Annotated in this window: 17 protein-coding genes; 8 read left to right on the plus strand and 9 right to left on the minus strand. The window is 41.2% G+C overall.

Features of this window, described 5'->3' with window-relative positions; all coding sequences use genetic code 11:
• Window positions 1-39 precede the first annotated feature (39 nt).
• From ACQYAD_RS07615 to ACQYAD_RS07630, 4 genes are all read right to left on the minus strand, one after another.
• Window positions 40-3,033 carry an AAA family ATPase gene (locus ACQYAD_RS07615; protein ID WP_430236851.1) on the minus strand — a complete coding sequence of 998 codons (2,994 nt, stop codon included), beginning with the start codon at window positions 3,031-3,033 and terminating at the stop codon, window positions 40-42.
• A 17-nt stretch (window positions 3,034-3,050) separates the two neighbouring features.
• On the minus strand, window positions 3,051-4,268 hold the full coding sequence (locus ACQYAD_RS07620) for a metallophosphoesterase family protein (RefSeq protein WP_430236853.1): 1,218 nt from the start codon (window positions 4,266-4,268) through the stop codon (window positions 3,051-3,053).
• Between the two features lie 104 nt (window positions 4,269-4,372).
• On the minus strand, window positions 4,373-5,626 hold the full coding sequence (locus tag ACQYAD_RS07625) for an ABC transporter permease (RefSeq protein WP_430236856.1): 1,254 nt from the start codon (window positions 5,624-5,626) through the stop codon (window positions 4,373-4,375).
• Entirely contained in the window at window positions 5,619-6,518 is a 900-nt protein-coding gene (locus ACQYAD_RS07630) for an ABC transporter ATP-binding protein (RefSeq protein WP_430236858.1), read from the minus strand. Before ACQYAD_RS07630 ends, ACQYAD_RS07625 begins: the two co-directional genes overlap by 8 nt.
• 116 nt (window positions 6,519-6,634) lie before the next feature.
• Here ACQYAD_RS07630 and ACQYAD_RS07635 point away from each other — a divergent pair, with 116 nt between their 5' ends.
• A complete protein-coding gene (locus ACQYAD_RS07635) occupies window positions 6,635-6,820 on the plus strand; it encodes a YhzD family protein (RefSeq protein WP_430236861.1) in 186 nt (61 codons plus the stop codon).
• A 1,190-nt stretch (window positions 6,821-8,010) separates the two neighbouring features.
• Here the strand turns inward: ACQYAD_RS07635 and ACQYAD_RS07640 are convergent.
• The 3 genes from ACQYAD_RS07640 to ACQYAD_RS07650 form a co-directional block, all read right to left on the minus strand.
• A complete protein-coding gene (locus tag ACQYAD_RS07640) occupies window positions 8,011-8,805 on the minus strand; it encodes an enoyl-CoA hydratase (RefSeq protein ID WP_430236863.1) in 795 nt (264 codons plus the stop codon).
• A 380-nt stretch (window positions 8,806-9,185) separates the two neighbouring features.
• Entirely contained in the window at window positions 9,186-10,697 is a 1,512-nt protein-coding gene (locus ACQYAD_RS07645; RefSeq protein ID WP_430236866.1) for a coproporphyrinogen III oxidase, read from the minus strand.
• 132 nt (window positions 10,698-10,829) lie between these two features.
• Window positions 10,830-11,699, minus strand: a complete 870-nt coding sequence (locus ACQYAD_RS07650) for a Cof-type HAD-IIB family hydrolase (RefSeq protein WP_430236867.1) — start codon at window positions 11,697-11,699, stop codon at window positions 10,830-10,832.
• 231 nt (window positions 11,700-11,930) lie between these two features.
• On the opposite strand from ACQYAD_RS07650, the gene ACQYAD_RS07655 reads away from it, so the two are divergent.
• The 3 genes from ACQYAD_RS07655 to ACQYAD_RS07665 all read left to right on the plus strand — a co-directional run bounded on the left by ACQYAD_RS07655 (window position 11,931) and on the right by ACQYAD_RS07665 (window position 14,141).
• Complete coding sequence (locus ACQYAD_RS07655) at window positions 11,931-12,491, plus strand: Uma2 family endonuclease (RefSeq protein WP_430236870.1); 561 nt, start codon at window positions 11,931-11,933, stop codon at window positions 12,489-12,491.
• Window positions 12,492-12,840: 349 nt separating this feature from the next.
• Window positions 12,841-13,926 carry a DNA (cytosine-5-)-methyltransferase gene (dcm, locus tag ACQYAD_RS07660; protein WP_430236872.1) on the plus strand — a complete coding sequence of 362 codons (1,086 nt, stop codon included), beginning with the start codon at window positions 12,841-12,843 and terminating at the stop codon, window positions 13,924-13,926.
• The gene (locus tag ACQYAD_RS07665; RefSeq protein ID WP_430237232.1) at window positions 13,872-14,141 is read left to right on the plus strand and encodes a DNA cytosine methyltransferase; all 270 of its coding nucleotides are present in this window, start codon (window positions 13,872-13,874) and stop codon (window positions 14,139-14,141) included. The genes dcm and ACQYAD_RS07665 overlap by 55 nt, the downstream gene beginning before the upstream one ends.
• 35 nt (window positions 14,142-14,176) lie before the next feature.
• On the opposite strand, the gene ACQYAD_RS07670 is transcribed toward ACQYAD_RS07665, so the two are convergent.
• Together ACQYAD_RS07670 and ACQYAD_RS07675 are read right to left on the minus strand one after the other, a co-directional pair.
• Window positions 14,177-14,947: a TdeIII family type II restriction endonuclease gene (locus ACQYAD_RS07670; RefSeq protein ID WP_430236873.1), complete on the minus strand. Its 771-nt coding sequence runs from the start codon at window positions 14,945-14,947 to the stop codon at window positions 14,177-14,179.
• Window positions 14,948-15,071: 124 nt separating this feature from the next.
• Window positions 15,072-15,422, minus strand: a complete 351-nt coding sequence (locus tag ACQYAD_RS07675) for a YlbF family regulator (protein ID WP_430236875.1) — start codon at window positions 15,420-15,422, stop codon at window positions 15,072-15,074.
• A 190-nt stretch (window positions 15,423-15,612) separates the two neighbouring features.
• On the opposite strand from ACQYAD_RS07675, the gene ACQYAD_RS07680 reads away from it, so the two are divergent.
• Genes ACQYAD_RS07680 through ACQYAD_RS07695 form a run of 4 tightly spaced genes read left to right on the plus strand, consistent with a single transcriptional unit; the run spans window position 15,613 to window position 20,643 of the window.
• Complete coding sequence (locus ACQYAD_RS07680) at window positions 15,613-16,995, plus strand: YheC/YheD family protein (RefSeq protein ID WP_430236877.1); 1,383 nt, start codon at window positions 15,613-15,615, stop codon at window positions 16,993-16,995.
• A 3-nt stretch (window positions 16,996-16,998) separates the two neighbouring features.
• Window positions 16,999-18,102 (plus strand): YheC/YheD family protein, encoded by a 1,104-nt coding sequence (locus ACQYAD_RS07685; RefSeq protein ID WP_430236878.1) that lies wholly within the window; start codon window positions 16,999-17,001, stop codon window positions 18,100-18,102.
• On the plus strand, window positions 18,080-19,444 hold the full coding sequence (locus tag ACQYAD_RS07690) for a YheC/YheD family protein (protein WP_430236880.1): 1,365 nt from the start codon (window positions 18,080-18,082) through the stop codon (window positions 19,442-19,444). Before ACQYAD_RS07685 ends, ACQYAD_RS07690 begins: the two co-directional genes overlap by 23 nt.
• On the plus strand, window positions 19,441-20,643 hold the full coding sequence (locus tag ACQYAD_RS07695; protein WP_430236882.1) for a YheC/YheD family protein: 1,203 nt from the start codon (window positions 19,441-19,443) through the stop codon (window positions 20,641-20,643). The genes ACQYAD_RS07690 and ACQYAD_RS07695 overlap by 4 nt, the downstream gene beginning before the upstream one ends.
• The last annotated feature ends 37 nt before the right edge of the window (window positions 20,644-20,680 follow it).

Consider the following 20,680-nt stretch of genomic DNA (forward strand, 5'->3'; position numbering starts at 1 on the left):
TTCAGACCGCTCCTTTCTTATCGTTAAAAGTATATCACTCTAGCAAACTCGCTGAACAGCACCTTTCTGCAAGAAAAGAGTATCAGGATTGCTAAAATAATCAAGCAAATGCTGATGACATGTAAAAAATAATATTTGATTTTGCTTAGTATTTTTCAACAATTCCATTATCCTTTGCGTTCTTTTTCCGTCAAAATTAACAAAACTGTCATCAATTAAAATCGGAAACGGAAACTTTGCAAACAGCGTTGTTGAAAGTGCCAGTCGAATGGATACATACACCTGCTCCATTGTCGCCTGGCTTAACTCATACGCTTCGAACAGGATATGATCGTCTCTTTCGACTAGAAAGCCAGTTTTCTTTGGATGCAGAAGAATTTTGCAATACCGCCCTTCAGTTAGAAAAGACAAATAGGTTTCCGCCTGCGTAAGCATGCGCGGGAGATGGATGCTTTTGTATTTTTCAACCGTCTGCAAAAGGATGTCCTGGGCAATCCGGTAGACAGCCCATTCATTCACTTCTTCTACCAATTCCGTTTGCTTAAGCTTCAATTGATGGAGGATTTCCGAGTAAACCCCGCCTTCTTCAAGCAGCTGGATTTCATGGCGCTTTGCTGCAAGATTTTCCTGCTTTTCCAGAAGCGTCTTCTGAAGCCTTTCAGCTTCCAAGTGATGTTCTTCCATTATTTCCTCGCAGTTTGGTATATGTAAATAACTATTCCTTTCCAACTTGCTCAGAAAGCAATAATGAAGCTGCTGTTTTACATCAGTCAGCCTTTCTTCCAGCTTCACTTTTCTGGTAAACCATTCGCCTTTTACAAAGAAATCCGTCTCTGTTTCGGCATTTGCCTCCGCCATCAACTGATCGATTTCCGTTTGCATATGGTTTTTTTCCTGTTGAAGCTGTCCGCGATTCTCCTCCATTTCTTGAAGTTTATCACGTTTTGCTTTTACTAGAATCACTTTCTCCCGTTCTTCATTTAATTTATTTCGCAGTAAAAATACTGCTTTTTGTATATCCGGTTCCTTTTCACCAAGATACCGCGCCGCTGTTTTTCCAAGCCGCAACCAAATCGTCATGCGCTCTTCCCGCAATTGCTCCAACTGGGTCTGGAGCTGGCGTTTTTCTCGTATCATCGTTTTTAACTGGTCAAGTTGCTGAAAAGCATCGACGAGTTGTGTTTTTGCCAATTCTTTCGGTATGTTCAGCTCCAAGCTGATCTTTTCGATTTCTTTGCCATAGGCGGAAGCATCACTCTCCCACATCTCGAATTGATCGACTACCTTGTCAAATAAATGTTGCTGCTGCTCCAGTTTTACACGTAAAATCTGCAGCTGTTCACGGCGTCGATTGTCCATGGCAAGTTTTTCTTGCACTATTGTCATATTGGCATATTGTGAGGATGCAAGATATTCCTGCCATTTCCTTTCCTCTGCAAAAAGCGGTCCAAGCGTTTCGCCCATTACAATCAAGGATTTGTTTTTTAGTCCTTTAACAAAAAAAGCAGCTATAACGAAAAGAAGGAACGCTCCAATTAGGGTTAGCAGTGTTTGCTGAATCGACCAGCTATAAACGATTAACCCAAACAACATCAGGCCAAAAATGAAATATTGTAGCGATTTCTGCTGATTTTGCCGTTTTTCTCGTTCATTTGCCGCTTGGTAAAAAGCAATCTTTTCCCGAATCGCCTTGATGTTTGCTTCAACTTGATCCCGATCAACAGCCTTTGCAGCCTCGGCTTCCATGCTGCTTCGTTCAGCATCAGGCAGCAGCTGGGCTTTTGCAGCTTCTGCGGCCGCTTCCAACTCTTCCAGCTTGCGCTTCTCTTCAGCAAAATGGTTTTCCAGTTCCTGTTTGCTTTGATCAAGCAAAATTCTTTTTTTATCAAGTTTTTGCACCTGATCCTTTATGTATAAGTTTGTATTGATCGCGGCAACAGCTTCATCACGTTGTTGCAAGTGAAGCTGTTCTTTTATACTGCCGATCTTGTTTTCAAGTTCGCCCAGTTTTGCCTCTAGTTCTTTTTCTTGAAGGCTATATTGATGATAGAGCGGAAATTGATTGACTGCCACCTCGATTTCCGCTTGGTTTTGCAGGAAATCAATATCCGGCTCAATGCTTTCAAGCTGTTGTTGTACTTGATTGATCCGCTCATTCAGGCTGGACAGCTGAGCATGATAGGGCTTTAACAGCTGGTTGAGTTGTTCATATCGCTCGATCCCCCGAGCAGGAAAGGTAACTTGACCGATTTCCTCCAGCTCTTGTTCAAGCCATTTCTCTTCCTTGACATGAGCAGACACTTTTTTCCACTCGTTTAACTTCTCTATTCGTGTCCGAATTTGATTGATCCGTTTTTGAAGTGCGGCTATTTCCTTCTCAATGTCTTCTTTCTCGCCAGTCAAGGATTGATAAGACTGATTCTTTGCCGCTTTTTTCTTCAACTCTTTGTTTAACAGATCAACTTCCTGCAGTTTTTCATTTAGCACCGGTTTTTTTCCCGTTGTTTTAAACCGGTAATCCAACTCTTTTTGCAATTGAAGCTCCGCTGCTGCTAAGCGATCGGTTCCAAGCGTTCCGGCGGAAAATAAGAATTGATTCAGTTCTTCTCCTTTCATTTGATGAATGTTTTGCAAGCCATGCAAATTAAAAGAAAAGACCGCCTGAAAAATATCCTTATCCAGTTCAAATAGAAGGTCTTTCAGCAGTTCTTCTCCGCCGCTTTGCCCCTTTTCAAGGGTAACGGTCACATCGCCAACTGCTGCTTTTCCTTTGACCCGTTCAACCACTGCAATACCGTATTGTGGATGAGACAGCCTTAGTTTCCCGCCGTATTTTGCTCCTTGTTTCGGCTCATAGCGTAGCTCTGCCTGCTGCTTAGTAGGAAAGCCGAACAGAACAGCATGAATAAACGCCATAATCGTTGATTTTCCTGCTTCATTTTCACCATAAAAAACTTGAAAATCAGTCAAGTTTTCAATGATCACATCCTCAAGACGGCCAAACCCATAAATATGCAGATCGATCAGCCTCAAGTGTAACGCCTCCTTTCTTATTGTCTAGTAAGCAGTGAAATAAGCAAATTTTCAGCTTTTTTTACAAGTTCCTGCTGTTCCTCTGTTGATAATGCGGCCGTATACTTTCTTCCCAATGAATGTTCGTATAAAGGGGCAAGCGCGTGATGTTGATGATTGTATTGATCAGCTGTTGAAAAAAGCTCTTGAAAAAAGCCGCCCTCTTTCCCAAGCCGCTCTTTATTTAACCTCATATCTTCTTCGATCTCAAGCTGAACAATCCAAACAAACGAGTCCTCATTTTCTTCATTTTCCTGCAATAACTCGAAAAGCTCGAAAACAGCCGTTCTTTCTTTAAAATCTTCCAGTTGAACATTTTTTAACGACAGTATCAGCAATATTCCTTTACCTGTTTTACGATACTCGGCAACCGCATTTTGGCAAACATGAAAAATCTCTTGAAAACTCTTGGCGTTTTGAACATCAATAGAAGCAGTTTCCCAGATAATTGGCGCTGTCTCAATCCATTCTAGCTTTGTCTCAAGAGAAGTCATTGTTACGCAATAGCAGCCCTTTTCGCCTGTTTCTTTGCGGTTCTTTCCTTGGATATTGCCGGGGTAGACGATAGGCGGGTTTTCCGCTAAAATAGCCCGTTTATGGATATGCCCCAATGCCCAGTAATCAAACGGTTTTCCAAGCAGCTCTTTTATCGTAAAGGGAGCATAATTGCCATGCTCTGTCGTACCCGCTAAGTTGCCATGGAGAATGCCAATATGGAAATCGGCCCCGGCAACTGGCTGATACTCGGTAATTTTCCGCTCCAGAACATGGCGCTTCGGGTAACTGAATCCATACAAATGAACGATTGCCCCGCTTTTCGTTTGAAGCGTTTTGACTTCCACCTCGCTTGAAAAAACAGTGACATTTTCCGGCATTTCAAGCTTTACCCATGTTCCGCTTAAATGGTCGTGATTTCCATGGACAATATAAACCGGGATTCCATACTTTTTCAGTCTCAGCATTTCATTTTGCAGCCGTGACTGTGCCTTGAGACTCCGGTCTTCCCCATCAAATAAGTCGCCAGCAAAGATAACAAAATCAACTTCCCTTTCAATCGCAGCGTCTGTCAATTTTTTCAACGCTTGGAATGTGCTTTCTCTTACTCTTCTCAAAATAGAATCCGGCAGTGTTTTTAAACCAGCCATTGGGCTGTCCAAGTGCAAATCAGCAGCATGAATAAACGAAATTTGTTTCATACTAAAACCCTTTCACTATCGTTTCTTTTATTCTACCACTCTTAAAAAGCGAATGCACGTTCTATATTAAAAAGAGCAGGCTTTTTTCACCGGCTCTTTTCTACTTACTCTTTTTTTGTTAATTGCAATGCTTTTTTAATATCTTTAAACGAATTGGATTTGCCGTACAGCAATACGCCGCCTTTGTATACGCGGGCGCCAAAAATCGCCAACAGTGCAATGGTTGCCGCGAGAATCGCTATCCCGATCAAGGCTTCCCAAAAAGGAATCGTTAGCATCCCGACGCGAAGAAACATAATCATCGGAGTAAAGAACGGAATAAAGGACGTGACCGTAATAACTGGCGAGTCTGGTTTTGATAGGCCAAACATCGCAATCATAAATCCCGCAACAACAAGCATTGTCATCGGAGTAATCATCTGCTGTACATCTTCAATCCGGCTGACAAGCGAGCCGAGAAAAGCGGCCATTGTCGCAAATAAAAAATAGCCCAGGATGAAAAAGATGACCGCATAACCAATTGTCGCAGCCGGTATTTGGCCAAAACCAAATACATTAAAGAAACCGCCCGTTAACGAAGCACTGTTTTGCTTAAAAGAAAAGTACCCAACAGCTAAGAAAGCGGCAAGCTGTGTTAAGCTCAACAGGGCAATGCCAATTATTTTGGCAAACATCTGCGTAATCGGAGAAACGCTTGAAATTAAAATTTCCATGACCCGCGAAGATTTTTCAGTGGCTACTTCCATCGCAATCATGTTCGCATACATGATTACGGCAAAATAAATCACAAACAACAAAACATAAACAAGTCCGCGTGCCTGATTGAGTTGCTCCTCCGTTTTGGCATTCTTTTCAAGGGCCGCTTTTTGAAATGAGACCGGTTCATACAGTTTTTGCAGCTGTGCAGGGGTTAGATTTAGTTTTGCTGCCGCCATCATCGTTTTTACCTGCTGCAGCCCATTTTGCAGATCGGTATAGATGCTTGAATCGGCAATCGACATTGCCTTAAACGTGGCTTCTGGCAATTTTTCCTGATTAAAACGAACCAGGAGCAGTCCTTTATAAGTTCCCTTTTCAACAGCCTTTTCGGCGTCTTTTTCAGCACCGCTGTACCGTTTTAAAACGATGTCCTTATTTATTGCTGCAACTTGTTGCTTCAGCGGTTCGTACAGCTGCCCGGTTTGATCGAGAACAGCGACTGTATCCTTTCCGCCGTTTTTATCAAATGCTTTAATAATCGTGCTGATATTTGCCAGCACAAGAACAATAGCAATCGTAATCAAGGTCGTAATCAAAAACGATTTTGTTTTTAATTTTGTGAGATAGGTATGCCATAAAATGATCCAAAAATTATTCATAGGAAGCACCCACTTTCTCAATGAAAATATCGTTTAAAGATGGTTCTTCAAGCGCAAACTTGCGGACAAATCCTTTGCCTGCTAATTCTTTGAAAATTTGCTCGGCCACCGGCTCCCCTTCAATTTGCAGCAGCATTCCTTCTGCGGTCGCCTTTGCTTTTACTACCCCCGGATACGATGCCAAGAAATCAAGAGCAACATCGGCATGAATGACAAGATTTTTTTTACCGAAAGATCGTTTAATTTCCTTTAGTCCACCGTGAACAACCGTTTTTCCCTTGTGCAAAATACAAAGCTGTTCGCACATTTCTTCAACATGTTCCATTCGATGGCTTGAAAACACTATGGTTGCCCCTTGCTCCTTTAGAGAAACAACGGCCGATTTCAACAGTTCGACATTGACCGGATCAAGCCCGCTGAACGGCTCATCCAGGATCAACAGTTTTGGTTTATGGATGACAGCGGCAATAAATTGGATTTTTTGCTGATTTCCTTTCGACAGTTCCTCGACTTTTTTGGTCTCATACTCCGTTATTTTAAATCGCTCAAGCCATTTTCGTAATTCAACGGCAGCTTCGTCTTTTGGCATTCCTCTTAATCTCGCTAAATAAATGATTTGATCTCGTACCTTTAACTTCGGGTACAGTCCCCTTTCTTCGGGCAAGTACCCAATAAACCGTTTTGCGGTGTCATATACTGACTTACCTTTCCACGTAATTTTGCCGCCACTTGAATCAAGGATACCGAGAATCATCCGGAAAGTCGTCGTTTTGCCAGCACCGTTTGCCCCTAAAAAGCCAAAGATTTCACCTTCCGGAATGCTAAGGGATAAATCGTCAACGGCTGTAAAGGATCCGAATCGCTTTGTGACATGTTCAAGCACTAAAGCCATAGAAAAACCTCCTCATTGATTGAAATAATGGATTAAAAGCTTCACTTCCTTTGCATATCCCACAACTTTAGGTAAAATAGAGAAAATAATAAATTTTCTAAAAAGAGGGGATTCAAATGAAGAACTATAAATTAACGGCATTTGAAGCGAATGGAGAGAAAATCTTAGATGAAACCTTTCAAGCCGAAAATGATGAGATGGCAAAAACTCTTGGTGCAAATCTGCTCGCAGAGAAAAGTTTATCAGAAAAGACCCACCGCTGCACATCCCCATCTGGAAAACTTTTGCTATTTCATTCCTAAATGAAAACTCGCAGACTGGCGAGTCCTTTGGACGAAGACAGAGGCGTAGTTGAATTTATGCGTTCAGAATTTATCCATATAAATTCTGATTAGCTAAGAAAAACCGGGCAAAACCGCCGCCCGGCCCTTTTTAGTTTGGCGGATAAACGGAGTCTGTTGATTTCCGCTCCAGGCACTCGCTTTCCGGGGGGCGTTCCGGTGAAGCCAGTAGTGACCGGTTTGGCCTGAAAAATGGGAGAATCGGGCATTACGGGAGCTAGTAATGACCGGTTTACCCTAAAAAATTGGAACATTGGGCATTACGGGAGCTAGTAATGACCGCTTAGGCCTGAAAAATTGGTGAAGCGGGCATTAGGGAAGCTAGTAATGACCGGTTTACCCTAAAAAATTGGAACATTGGGCATTAGGGAAGCTAGTAATGACCGCTTAGGCCTGAAAAATAGGAACATTGGGCATTAGGGAAGCTAGTAATGACCGGTTTACCCTAAAAAATTGGAACATTGGGCATTAGGGAAGCTAGTAATGACCGGTTTACCCTGAAAAATTGGTGAATCGAGCATTAGGGAAGCTAGTAATGACCGGTTTACCCTGAAAAATTGGTGAATAGGGCATTAGGGAAGCTAGTAATGACCGGTTTACCCTAAAAAATTGGTGAAGCGGGCATTAGAGAAGCTAGTAATGACCGGTTTACCCTAAAAAATAGGAACATTGGGCATTACGGGAGCTAGTAATGACCGCTTAGGCCTAAAAAATTGGTGAATCAGGCATTAGGGAAGCTAGTAATGACCGGTTTACCCTATAAAATTAAATGAAAACTCGCCGACTGGCGAGTCCTTTGGACGAAGACAGAGGCGTAGTTGAATTTACCACGCTCGTATACCTGCCACATCCTGTGGCACTCGCCTGACTAGGACGTCCTGTCCGTCGTCCGTTCAGAATTTATCCATATAAATTCTGATTAGCTAAAAGAAAAACCGGGCAAAAACCGCCGCCCGGTCCTTTTTAGTTTTGCAGTTATAGAATAAATTCCTTGCATCTATACTTTTCATGTCACAGATTCATGATTTTGGTCAAAAAAGATTCGTTTCAGAATTGACTCAATGTCATAATTTTCCGGCAATCGTAAAAAAGGGTCAACATATAAATTCTGGTGATATTATAAATAAAGACGAAGCCCTTTGGCTTCGTCTTTATTTTCCTGTAAATTTCGCAGATCTTTTTTCAATAAACGCCTGTATTCCTTCGCGGTGATCCGCTGTTTCGCGCATTTTCAACTGCCCATACTTTTCGAGTTCGAGAATTTTCAATAGCTGCGGCCGATTTTTCTCGGCAAGAATTTTTTTCGTTTTGATCATTGCCTGAACCGGTCGGGAAAGCCAGTCAGCAATTCGTGCTTCAAGCGCATCTTGAAGCTCCCCTTCGGCTACTTCCTGAATCAATCCGATCGTTGCTGCTTCTTCTGCCCGATATTTTTTTCCTTCCCAAATCAGCTGCTTTGCTTTTGTCTCTCCAAGCCGTTTTTCTAGGAAGAAATGGCCGCCGCCATCTGGAATTAACCCGATGCCGATAAAATTCATTGCCAGTATACTGGATAAGTCAGCAATAATATAATCGGTTGTAAGCGCAATGCTAAGCCCAAGGCCTGCTGCTGCCCCAGATATTCCGCTAATCGTTAGCTTTGGCATGCTGTAAAGAGTAACAATCAATTCATTAATACACTCCATCAACCCAAGGAAATCGCTTTCATTTGATTGTTCAGCCATCCATTTAATGTCGCCGCCCGCAGAGAAGGCTCTCCCTTTGCCTGTCAGTACGACAATATCAATTTCGTCCGACTCACTGATCGCTTTTAATTGACCAGTAAGACCTCTAATCATTTCTGAATCGAGTGAGTTTAAACTTTCCGGCTTGTTTAACTGGATTGTTGCTACTCGTCCATTGACCTGCACAAGAACCTTTTCGGTTACAAAATGGGTTTCTACCATCAACATGCCCTCCTTTGTCCTCCAATTGCCTTTCCACATCTTCATTATAATGGGAAAAAGCGATTGGTAAAACCAATTTTCGAAAAATAATGAATATCGTGAACAAATTTTCTCGTTTCCGTCTGGTTCAATTGCTACTATTTTGCTATTTTTACAGTTTTTCAGCCAAGTCGGGGGGGGGGGGGCAGTATTCCGTTTACTGTAGTATGATTCCACCTTCATGTGGTACAATTCCGCCTCCATTGCCAAAAATCCCGATTACACGGGATACAATTCCGCCTCCATTGCCAAAAATCCCGATTACACAAGTTACAATTCCCCTACGTTGCCAAGAATTTTGACTACACGAAGCACAATTCTTCAAAAAAATTCTCCCGCTGCTATACGGGAGAATTTTCTTTTGAAAACAATTGCTCTAAAATGTTTATTTTTTCAGCCGTGTAAGATTCAAAACTGTCATTGTAGGATTTAGGATCTTTCGGGTTGGCAAAATGGGTGATCTCACCCGTTTCCGGATGAATGAATTTACTCGAGGCCCCGCAACCGAGACCAATAATCGTTTGCATTTCTTCCATAATGATAATATTATAGATGCTTTCTTGGTCCGGAAGCGAATAGCCGACGTTCTCCAAGTTCCCAAGGATGTTTTTTTGCCTGTACAAATAATACGGCTTGTACCCGTGCTCGGCTGTCCAGCTTTCCGCCAGTCCCATCATTTTTTCAACTTCGTTTCGCTCCGCTACTTTGTATTTTTGTTTATTTTTTGTCATTTCAGAGGCGCGCTTGAACGATAGTGTATGAACGGTTAATGATTCTGGCATTAACTTTTCCGTTTCAGCCAATGTATGAGAAAATTCAGCCACCCCTTCTCCAGGCAGGCCAATAATGAGATCCATATTGATATTGTTCATCCCCATGGACCTGGCAAGATGATATTTCTCAATCGTTTCCTCCACAGTATGGTGGCGCCCTATCGCTTTCAACGTTTCTTGAATATAGGATTGCGGGTTTATGCTGATCCGGTCAATCTTCCATTTTTTCAACACATCCAGCTTTTCTGGCGTGATGGTATCAGGCCTTCCTGCTTCGACTGTGATTTCGCGGATGTTTTTAACATCAGGGAATGACTCAGTCATTTCTTCGTAAAGCATATCCATTTCATCGGCGGTGATGCTTGTCGGCGTGCCGCCGCCATAGTAAATTGTAGTGATCCTGATTCCCTTTTCTTTCAGCCATCTGCCGATTTCTTTCATTTCATAGTGCAGGCCGCCAAGAAACGAATCGACAGAGCCTTGCCTACCGTTGATCGCATAGGCCGGAAACGTACAATAGGCACATTTCGTAGGGCAAAACGGGATACCGATATAAATACTGACTTCCTTTCGAAGGGAATATAAATCAGGAACCACCGCTAACTGCCGGTTAACGATTTGCTGCATCAAATCGATTTTTTTCTCTGAGATCAAATACTCATCTTTTAGTTGCTGCTTGGCAAGTTCAAAAGGAATTCCCTCTTTTACTTTTCGATGCAATAGCTTTGTCGGCCTTACGCCAGTTAAAATTCCCCATTTTTGTACAATCCCTGTCCAATCCTGCAAGACCATTAAATATACTCGTGAAACGGCGTTTTTCAGTTGCTTGAACTGCTCCTTTTCGGACATCTCTTCTGCCCAATCTTTTTCATAGCATGCTGTATATCGTTTTCCTGTCTGATCGGCCAGTTCTGCCGATACAGCGATACACTCTTTTGCTGCCAGTGAAAATTTGATCGTCGCATCGGCATCTTGCTGAAGCTGCCTAACAATCAGGGATTCTTCAAAAAACAAATTGGCAATCAAGGTTAAAGGCCTGTCAAACCGAGGATCCTCTAACCCGGTAATTGAAATTTTCAACCATACCACCCTTTAAAATAAGCTCCCTTAAGTGTACAGAATCACGAAAACAAGGTCAATATAATGGAAAAACATTACGTTAAGCCAGAAAAAAAGATATCATAGGCTCAAGGCCTTGATATCTTACATGCGTTATTTTTTAATAATATTCATCTTTCGTAGAAATTCAATTGGCTGCTGTTTGCGAAAATGTTCTTTCACCATATAGGCAACGCCGTGTTCGTTTTCCGATCGAGTGATCCAATCTGCTGCTTTTTTTACAGCAAATTCAGCATTGCCCATGGCTACCCCAAGTCCCGCTTGCTCAATCATGACAATATCATCAAGGCCGTCACCGATTGCAACTATTTCGGTACTCTTGATTCCCAGCTGCCTGCCTAAATAAGAAAGCGCGCTCCATTTTGAAACACCAGCCGGAACGATATCCAGCCGCAAGGAATTCAACTGAATGGTATCAATTTCAACAAACATCTTCTGAAAAGCAATCACCGTATCGTCTAGATCCTTTTTGTTTTCAAAATAAACTTCGATTTTTGGCGGAGAAACAGGCTGATCATGTAAGTATTCGCTCAGAGAGGAGACAAATTGCTGGGAATAAAAGACGGGGTCGCCTGAAGTGAACACTGTTTTCGCTAAAAGGTTATGTGAGAGTTTAAACTTATTGGCCAGTGAAAATTGTTCGTGAACAAGCCTGATTTGACAAGGAATTGCCTCCAGAAAGCGAATGACATCATACGTAATGTCTTCATTTATTCTTTTTACGTAAATTGGTTTTTCTTGCACACTGGCAATGTATGCTCCCTGATGGGAAATGAACGGTGTTTTGATTTTTAATGCTTTCGCCACCTTGCGGGCGGTTGGGAAGCTCTGTGAGGTTACGAGTGTCACAATAATTCCTTTTTGCTGGACATATTCCACAGCTTCCTTCGACGATTTATGCAGCTTTCCATTTGATTGCAAAAGCGTTCCGTCGATATTTAATGCTAGCAGGCGATAAATCATGTTGTTGCCCCCTGTTCTTGGTGAAGTTATCCTTATAATCACTTTTATGATAACTGCAGCGAGAATAGAACAAGGGACTAAGGGAAGTACCAGGCGATCCAATTGTTCTTTTTAACGGTTGGCAAATCTTTTTTGACCATGGACACTTGCATGTTAAAATGAGTATGTAAAAAATTTTTTTAATTTGGAGTTAATGGACTTTTATTTGAAAAACAAAGGGGAAAACCAGTTATGAAACCTGAAGAGTCGAAAATTTATTCCTATCATGAATATATCCAATGGGAAGGCCGATGGGAACTTATAAATGGGGTTCCTTTTAATATGAGTCCTTCTCCAAACTTGAATCATCAATTTGCTGTTGGTGAATTATATTATGCCTTCCGCTCTTTTTTCGGAAATAAAGATTGTTTTGTCGCGATTGCTCCTTTCGATGTCCGGTTTTCTGAAAATAGTGATTATGAAAACACAAAAGATATCTTGCAACCAGATATATCTGTCATATGTAATAAAAATCAATTAGTGAAAAATGGCTGCTTGGGTGCTCCTACACTGGTTGTCGAAGTTTTATCACCATCTACGGCACAAAAGGATCGGAATGAAAAATTTAAGAAATATCAGCAGTTTGAGGTAAAAGAATACTGGATTGTCGATCCTAATTACAAAATCATTGAAGTTTATGGATTTGAGGAAGGATACTTCCGTAAAAAAGAAGCATTTGGAGAAACGCAAACAGCAAAATCGTTTGTATTTCCTGATTTAGTAGTAGATATCGATACACTATTTATGGACTAAGCTGTTCATATAAAAAAACAAGGCATTCTCCCAATTATTGTCATGGGAATACCTTGTTTTCTAAATGATAAAATGAAGTCTTATGAAACAAAAACACAAGTAATTTGCTCCGATCGAAATAGTGAACAGAACAAACTGAGCTTTAATAGGTCTTAAATACAGTTTCATAAAGCGATTCTTCTTCATTTACCTCTGCACTTTCTCATTTCCGATTACTATACAATCGCTTGATCTTTCAAATAGTTGATGAGTTTACCAAACAGAACATTTGTTCCAAAAACTATTTTCTTTCAAAAGAAAGCATGTTATTATAAAATCATAACATACTTAATAGAAAGTGTTGGTGAATATGCAAATTGATAAATCAATAGTAAAGGAATATATGAGTAAAAAGCAAATAGCCACTCAAACAGAATTGGCCCAGCTCCTTGGTATTACTAAAAATCAACTATCAGTTATGCTATCGCCAAAATTTAACCCCATTAAAAGCAATGTATTAAAACTATGCAAAGTGTTAGGAGTCTCACCTATGGAAATAGTAGAAAAAGAATCAACTAGTCAAACACAAACTTCTGAAACAACGGTTGCTGAAAATAATTCCCCCTACAAAATTGCAAAAAAAATTAAAACCATTGAATTATTTGCCGGTGGAGGTGGACTAGCGCTTGGTTTAGAACAAGCAGGGCTTGAATCTGTAGCACTAATTGAGATTAATAAATATGCCTGTGAAACTTTAAAATACAACCGTCCTCATTGGAATGTCATAAATGAAGATGTTACAAACGTTGACTTTTCCCAGTTTGAAGTAGATGCGGTTATTGGCGGATTCCCTTGCCAAGCATTTAGCTATGCTGGAAAAAAACTCGGTTTTGAAGACACTCGCGGAACACTTTTTTTTGAATTTGCAAGGGCAGTTAAAGAGATACGCCCAAAATTATTCCTGGCTGAAAATGTACGAGGGATTATAAGCCACGATAATGGCAGAACACTAAAAACCATTATTCAAATACTTTCAGAATTGGGATACCACGTTGAGTATAGGCTTGTTAATGCTGTGAATTATGGGGTTCCTCAAAAAAGAGAACGTGTAATCATTATTGGAACACTGGATCGATTTACATTTCGCTTTCCCAGAGAAGAGAAAGAAATTGTAACATTAAAAGAAGCCCTAAAAGATGTTCCACCATCTGAAGGCATGAAGTACTCGGACAATCGAAAGAGAATTCTTGAACTTGTTCCCCCTGGGGGTTGTTGGAGAGATTTACCTATTGAAATTCAAAAAGATTTTATGGGGAAAAGTTTCTATTCTGGCGGTGGAAGAACAGGAATGGCACGACGCCTCTCCTGGGACGAGCCTTCATTAACTCTTACAACCTCTCCATCCCAAAAACAAACGGAAGATGCCATCCAGAAGAAACCAGACCGTTTACAGTAAGGGAATATGCAAGAATTCAAACTTTTCCTGATTCATGGGAATTTCAAGGATCGATGAGCGAGAAATATAAACAAATTGGAAATGCTGTACCTGTTAAGTTGGCTTTTAAATTAGGACAATCAATCGTGGAATGTTTAACAAAGAAAAAGCAGAATGATTCAATTGAAGATCTTCTAGTTGAAGACGAGGATCATCAACTTGCTCTTTCAATGTAACGAATAACGAACAACTAAAGGTTGTTCGTTATTCATTAATTAAATTTTGAATTAATTGTTTCGCTTAGCTCTGCTCCCACTTCTTTAAAAATTTCAATTAAGTAATGATATGTATTAACTGAACCTCCCACTAAATTCCAAAAGTCTTCTTGAACCAATAGATCATGCTCCGGATCCATACATTTTGCTTTACTCCACATACTTGTAATATAAGCTGCTGGGTAAAATGGGTTATATGGAATAGCTAGATAAGTAGATACATTTGCCTTCCGATCAACCGAATAACGATATGCCGCCCAATTTAACAGTTTTCTTTTATGATACTCAAATTCCCCCTTGTTTGGTTTAACTGTTTTCACATCAATATAGTACTCTTCTCCTGTTGGCTTTTGAATAAATAAATCGACTACTGAATCATTTTGAACTCTTACTTGCCTTGCAGGGTAAATGCTATCTCGAATTTGTTGCAATTCCTCTAGCTTATCACCGCTTCCATTCGTTTTATCTCGCTCCCAAAGACGATTAATTAAATTTTCTGTCCCAAGATCAATATCCCCTTCTAACTTATACTGTCTCTCCACATGAAAGCCAGCTGCACTAGCTAGCATAATAGCTATTTGTTCATAAATAGACATTCCAAAGGATGTATAGAAAGAATGAACCAATGATGCCGTTAGAATTTTATCTTCAGAAAAAATAGCTGTAAAAAACGGTTTATGCTCCGATTCGGGTTTATATTTTTCAACCTTTGTTATGATCTTTTCTCTTACAAGGTTACGAATCTGTTCTCTGACTTGTGGGGTCAATTGTATTCATCCTTTCATTTATACAATGCTAATAGGTAAATTGTACCACACAATTCATCAATTAGGACATAAACCATCACAAACACCCCCTTCTTTTTATCAGAAGGGGGTGTGAATGTTCAACTTATTGCATTTTTCCGTATAGTTCTTCGAGCGGTTTCATAATAACTTGGTTTAGTTCGCCAATGACCATGCTCATCCGCTGTTCGGCCTGCATCAGCCGTGAAATGCGTTCATTTTGTTGAACAAGTGCTACAGATTTTTGTGCTTCTTCCACTTCCGCCTGGGAAATATCTTGCCCCATCATTTGCTTTTGCTGCAAATTCATTTGAATTTGCCGGAATTGATGAAACATGTTTCTTGTGAGTTCATCCGCATTCACATCTTGATACGCTTGTTTTAACTGATTGTAATCCTCGCTGGAACGAATCGCCTTCTCAAGTTCATTTGCAGCATCATAGAGATTAATTGCCATTGTAAACCACTCCTTCTTCATTGCCATTCTTTTCAACTATACCAGACTATGTAGGCAATTGCGAGAACGTTCATTCTTCGTTCCTGATTAAAAGGAAGTCGAATCACAATCGCTGGGCTCCATTCATACGATACTATATCAACTTCTGCCTATGTTTTACTCACTTTTTCCGAAAAAATGAGGAATGTGTATGTCACTATCGTTAACACCTGTGACCATTGCTAAAGCCAAGCAGGCTTGTACCGAACGGCAAATTCTTCTATCCAAACGGTTGCTCGCTCAATTTGGGTTTGAACAAGACCAAAAAATAAAGCTTTTTATCGGAAACATGATCCAAGTTGTTAACCTATCAGTGCAAGATATTCCAATTAACGAAATACATTTGCCGGAACCACTAATCGCTGAATTTTCTTTGCCTTTGCAAACAGCAGTCAAGCTTCAAGCCAAAGCTTCTTCGGCAGACAACAGCCTTTATCTTGGCCCGGTGGTCGCACTTTTAACAGATCCACCATCAAGTCTTGAAGACGAACCCTATTTTCGCTCGATCCATTCTTTTTGTGAAGAATTAGCTGCGAAAACTGCGGAGCTTGGCGGAATTTTTTACATTTTTACGTATAAACATTTTACAGCAAACGGCGTGAACGGCTATTTCTTGCATGAGGGGAAATGGGAGTTTGGAAAACTTCCGCTACCAAATGTCATCTACAATCGCACTCATTCCCGCAAGCTTGAACAGCTTCGGGTATTTCAAGCCTTTCGCCAGCAGCTTGAACGATTCGCCATTCCCTTTTTTAATGACCGATTTTTATCGAAATGGGAAGTATTTGAAATGTTAAGCCTTGAGGATAAGCTCCTCCCTTATTTGCCTGAAACAGAATTGTTTTCGAAAGAAACGTTTTTTACGTTTCTTGAAAAATATCCAATTGTTTTCTTAAAACCGACCCATGGAAGCCAAGGCAAAAACATTCTGAAACTGACAAACGAAAAAAACTCCTTTCGGCTCGAGACTACGACCTGCGCGTTATCGAGCAAGCTTTCAGAAGTCCAATCCGCCGAAAGAATTTTTCAACTGCTGCAGCCTTTACTAGAGAAGCGAATATACATTATTCAACAAGGAATTTTGCTTGCAACACACGAATCCCGATCGATTGATTTTCGCGTTTTATGCCACAAAAATCCGGATGACTTATGGCAAGTTACTTCCATTGTCGCCCGGATTTCCGGCGATCAGCAATTTGTCTCAAATATAGCAAGAGGGGGAGAAATGGTTAAGCCGATCACCGCATTGAGATTATTTTTCCCGAAGAAAACAGCCAAAGAAATTCTCTCCCTAATGAAGGAACTGGCGATCGAAGCAGCTGACACAGTCGACCGCAACACAGAAGGATTGATCGGTGAACTTGGCGTTGATATTGGTGTTGACTCGAGTGGAAAGCTTTGGCTGATCGAAATCAATTCGAAACCATCCAAAAACTTTGAACAGACAAAAACAAAAATACGGCCATCGACGAAAGCAATTATCCAGCTTTGTACGAAACTCGCTTTCGAAGCGACGGAAGATAAGGAGGATTAACCGTTGTTAACTCTTGGATTTATGACATTAACCATGGACAGCGAAAGCGGTTATTTGACAGAAATTGCAAAACGTGCGGCTGCCCAGCAAGTGGAATGCGTCCGCTTTATTCCATCCAGTATCCTTCCAAACACCCATCTTGTCAAAGGAAAAAAATTCGATGCATCTTCTGAATGTTGGGTGGAAGATGAATTTCCTCTACCTGCACTGATTTATGATCGCTGTTTCTATGGAAACGATGAACATTCAAAACAATGTCTCCCAATTGTATCCTGGCTCAAAAACAGGGATGACATTCAATTTTTAGGATATGGATTGCCAAACAAACTGGAGTTATATGAAGTTTTGCATCACACGGAATTAGGTCCTTACTTGCCAGCCTCAAAGCCGGTAAGCCAAGCGCAAGACGTGTTTTCTGAGCTTAAAAAGCAGCAAAGAGTCATTCTCAAACCCATTAACGGTGCGCAAGGCTATGGAATTTACTATCTCAAAAAAAACGAGAAAACCTTCCATGTCAAAACGGAGAAACAAAAAAAGATTATCTCAAGAATTTTCCCAAATGAAGAAAAGCTCTTATCCTGGCTCAATCCTTTGCTGCACCAGCTACCCTATCTTATTCAGCCGTATCTGGAATTAACCAATGATGAGCTGCAGCCATTTGATATTCGCCTCCTGCTGCAAAAAGATGCAGACGGCAGCTGGACAGAGCGCGGAAGGGGAATTCGCACTGGGTTAACAGGCGGAATCTTGTCCAATTTAAGTGCCGGGGGAATGGTTTCTGACTTTGTCTCCTGGTCGGAGGCACTGCCTCCCGCAAAGAAAGCGTATATTTGTTCAGAACTGGACTATATAAAGAGCCACCTGACCCGATTAGTCGAAAACGAGTTTCTGCCATTGTTTGAGCTGGGAGTAGATATTGGCGTAGCGAAAAACGGTTCATTATGGATTCTTGATGTGAATTCCAAACCGGGTCGAAAAGTCATCCTAAGCACCAATCCCGCTATCCAAGAGACCCTTTACAATGCTCCCGTCCATTATGCGAAGTTGCTGACGGAAATCGGCAGAAAAGAAAGGAAGAGCTATTATGCGAAAACGCTATCCCATTGACATCGCTTTAAACGATCAATTGGTCGTTTTCTGTCCTCCAGAGATCGTGAAGGATCGGCAAATAGAAAAAATTGCTTTCGGCACCCAGTCTGTTGAAGCGCGTTTTCTGCCCCATCCCGAAAAAAAAAATCGGATTGTCATCAGCAAAAAACTGGGTGAGCTACTTCATTTCCCTGATTTCAACATCCCGCTTCACGCGTTTTTTGATTATAAAACATTGGTGATCGGCCCTTTGATCGGTATTTTCACCTCAGGTTTCACCCCTTTTCCATTGCAACCGATCGGGGAACGTTCATACATTTTTGCAAAACTACTTTCAGTAAAAAAATCCGTTGGCGTTCTTCCGTTCGTCTTTGGCGAGCAACACATCGATTGGGATCAGGGTCTGATTAAAGGCTATTTTTATCATAAAAATCAATGGGAAACAGTCGAGGTTCCCTTTCCCAATGTTGTATATGACCGGCTGCCAAACCGAAAAAGCGAACGGAAGCCTTCATTAAAACAAGTGAAGGATCGGATGCAAAAAGAGTATTTGATCCCATGGTACAATCCTGGATTTTTCAATAAACAGGATGTTTATGACCGGCTGCAGCAGGAATCAACAGTCGGAAACTATTTGCCGGAAACCCATCCATTTACGTCTTTTTCGGCAATTGAAACAATGCTGTCCACGTTTGGCCATGTTTACATTAAACCAAATAATGGTAGCCTTGGAATCGGTGTTCATCAAATTCTTTATGATAAAAACGAAAACAGCTATTTCTGCCGCTATCGCGATCCGGATGGAACAAATCGTTTGCGGAAGTTTTCCACTCTCGAGAGCCTTTTCAAAATTGTTTTTGCTAAACGCAAACTAGACACTATGCTTGTCCAGCAAGGGATTCATTTATTGAAGCTAGACGGACGTTCCATTGATTTTCGCGTTCATACGAACAAGGATGACGCAGGCAATTGGCATGTCACAGCAATCGCTGCCAAAGTGGCGGGAAGCGGCAGCGTGACGACCCATGTTCGGAACGGTGGCGAAATCAAAACACTGGCGGAAATTTTCCCACCGGAGGAACGAAAATTGTATACGGATAAATTGACGACCGCCTCCCTTCTCCTCAGCGAGGCCTTAGAGAAAAACATGGAAGGGATTATCGGTGAAATCGGGTTTGATTTAGGCATCGACAAGAACGGGGACGTATGGCTGTTCGAAGCCAATTCGAAGCCCGGGCGATCCATTTTTAAACATCCGGATTTAAAGGAATTTGACCTGTTGACGAGAAAACTTTCGATTGCTTTTGCGGTATTTTTAACAGAACAAGCAATCCTCTATCCAGAGGAATTATTCAAATGAACATACACTATGACAGTCAATCCGGAAAATGGTACCAAACCAGCTTGGACACAGCTGTCACCATCGGCGGGATGAACGAGATCCTCCCAAGAAAAACGAAAAAGGAAGCGGATTTCAGCTTTGACCTCACCACAAAAAATGGAAAAGTTGGACCGCTGATCGGGATTTTAACGGCAAGAAAAACGGACGGAACGATTTCCGGCAATAGCAGTCTGTTTATTCAATTGCAAAAAAAACTTTTGGCACAAAAGGGATTTAGCTTTATTTTTACAGCAGACAGTGTCAACGGCATCATGGTGAACGGTTATGCCTATTTGCCGGAAGAACAATCCTGGAAAAAAATGACGTTTCCATATCCCGATCTTGTCTATAATCGAATTCCTTTTCGGAAATCAGAAAAAGAAAAGAATGTCCGCACCATTCTTGCAGACTTAAAAGCAAAAAACATTCCGTTTTTCAATCCTTGTTTTCTTGACAAATACCAAGTATATCACTTGTTTAAAAATCATTCCGTCTTGCAAAATTTTTTACCTGAAACAAATTTGATTACAGGAGACGTCGAATTGCGGACATTTTTGCAAAAACACACAAGCGTTTACGTAAAACCTACACAAGCTGCTAAAGGAAAAGGAATTTTTCGGCTGCGACTTGAGAACGAATCTGAAATATCATTTGAAGGTTTGTTGGAACGGAAGCAATACCAATCGTTTGCGGCATTTTGGCAGGAACAAGGATCCAATTTAACGGAAAAACCATATCTTGTCCAAGAAGAAATTTCCCCGTCGCGCTACAAGGGAAAGCGGTTTGATTTTCGAATTTTGGCGCATGCCGATCTGAATGATTATCGCGTTACAGGGATCGGCATTCGGCAGTCACAAGATCAAGAATTGACAACCCATATCCCAAACGGCGGCAGGCTTTTGCCGTATCATTTGTTTCAAACCGCTGAACTCGATCAGTTTATTCAGCTAGTTGTCAGCCATGTTGGCAGAACATTGACGACGGAACTCGGATACTTTGGCGAGTTCTCGATCGATGCCGGAATCAGCAAAGAGGGCAAGTATTATCTTTTTGAAGTGAACGCAAAGCCGATGCGCTTTGATGAAGAAGAAATTGAGGAACTTAGGGTCACCCGGCTATGCCGCTTATTTTTTCAATTAACAGGATTTGAGAACAAAAGGCGGAAGCGCCTTGGTTAGCCCCGACAAGCTTAAGACGGCACCCGCAGGACGGTCC

Source organism: Neobacillus sp. SM06 (assembly GCF_050496765.1).
Classification (GTDB): domain Bacteria; phylum Bacillota; class Bacilli; order Bacillales; family Cytobacillaceae; genus JAEVLT01.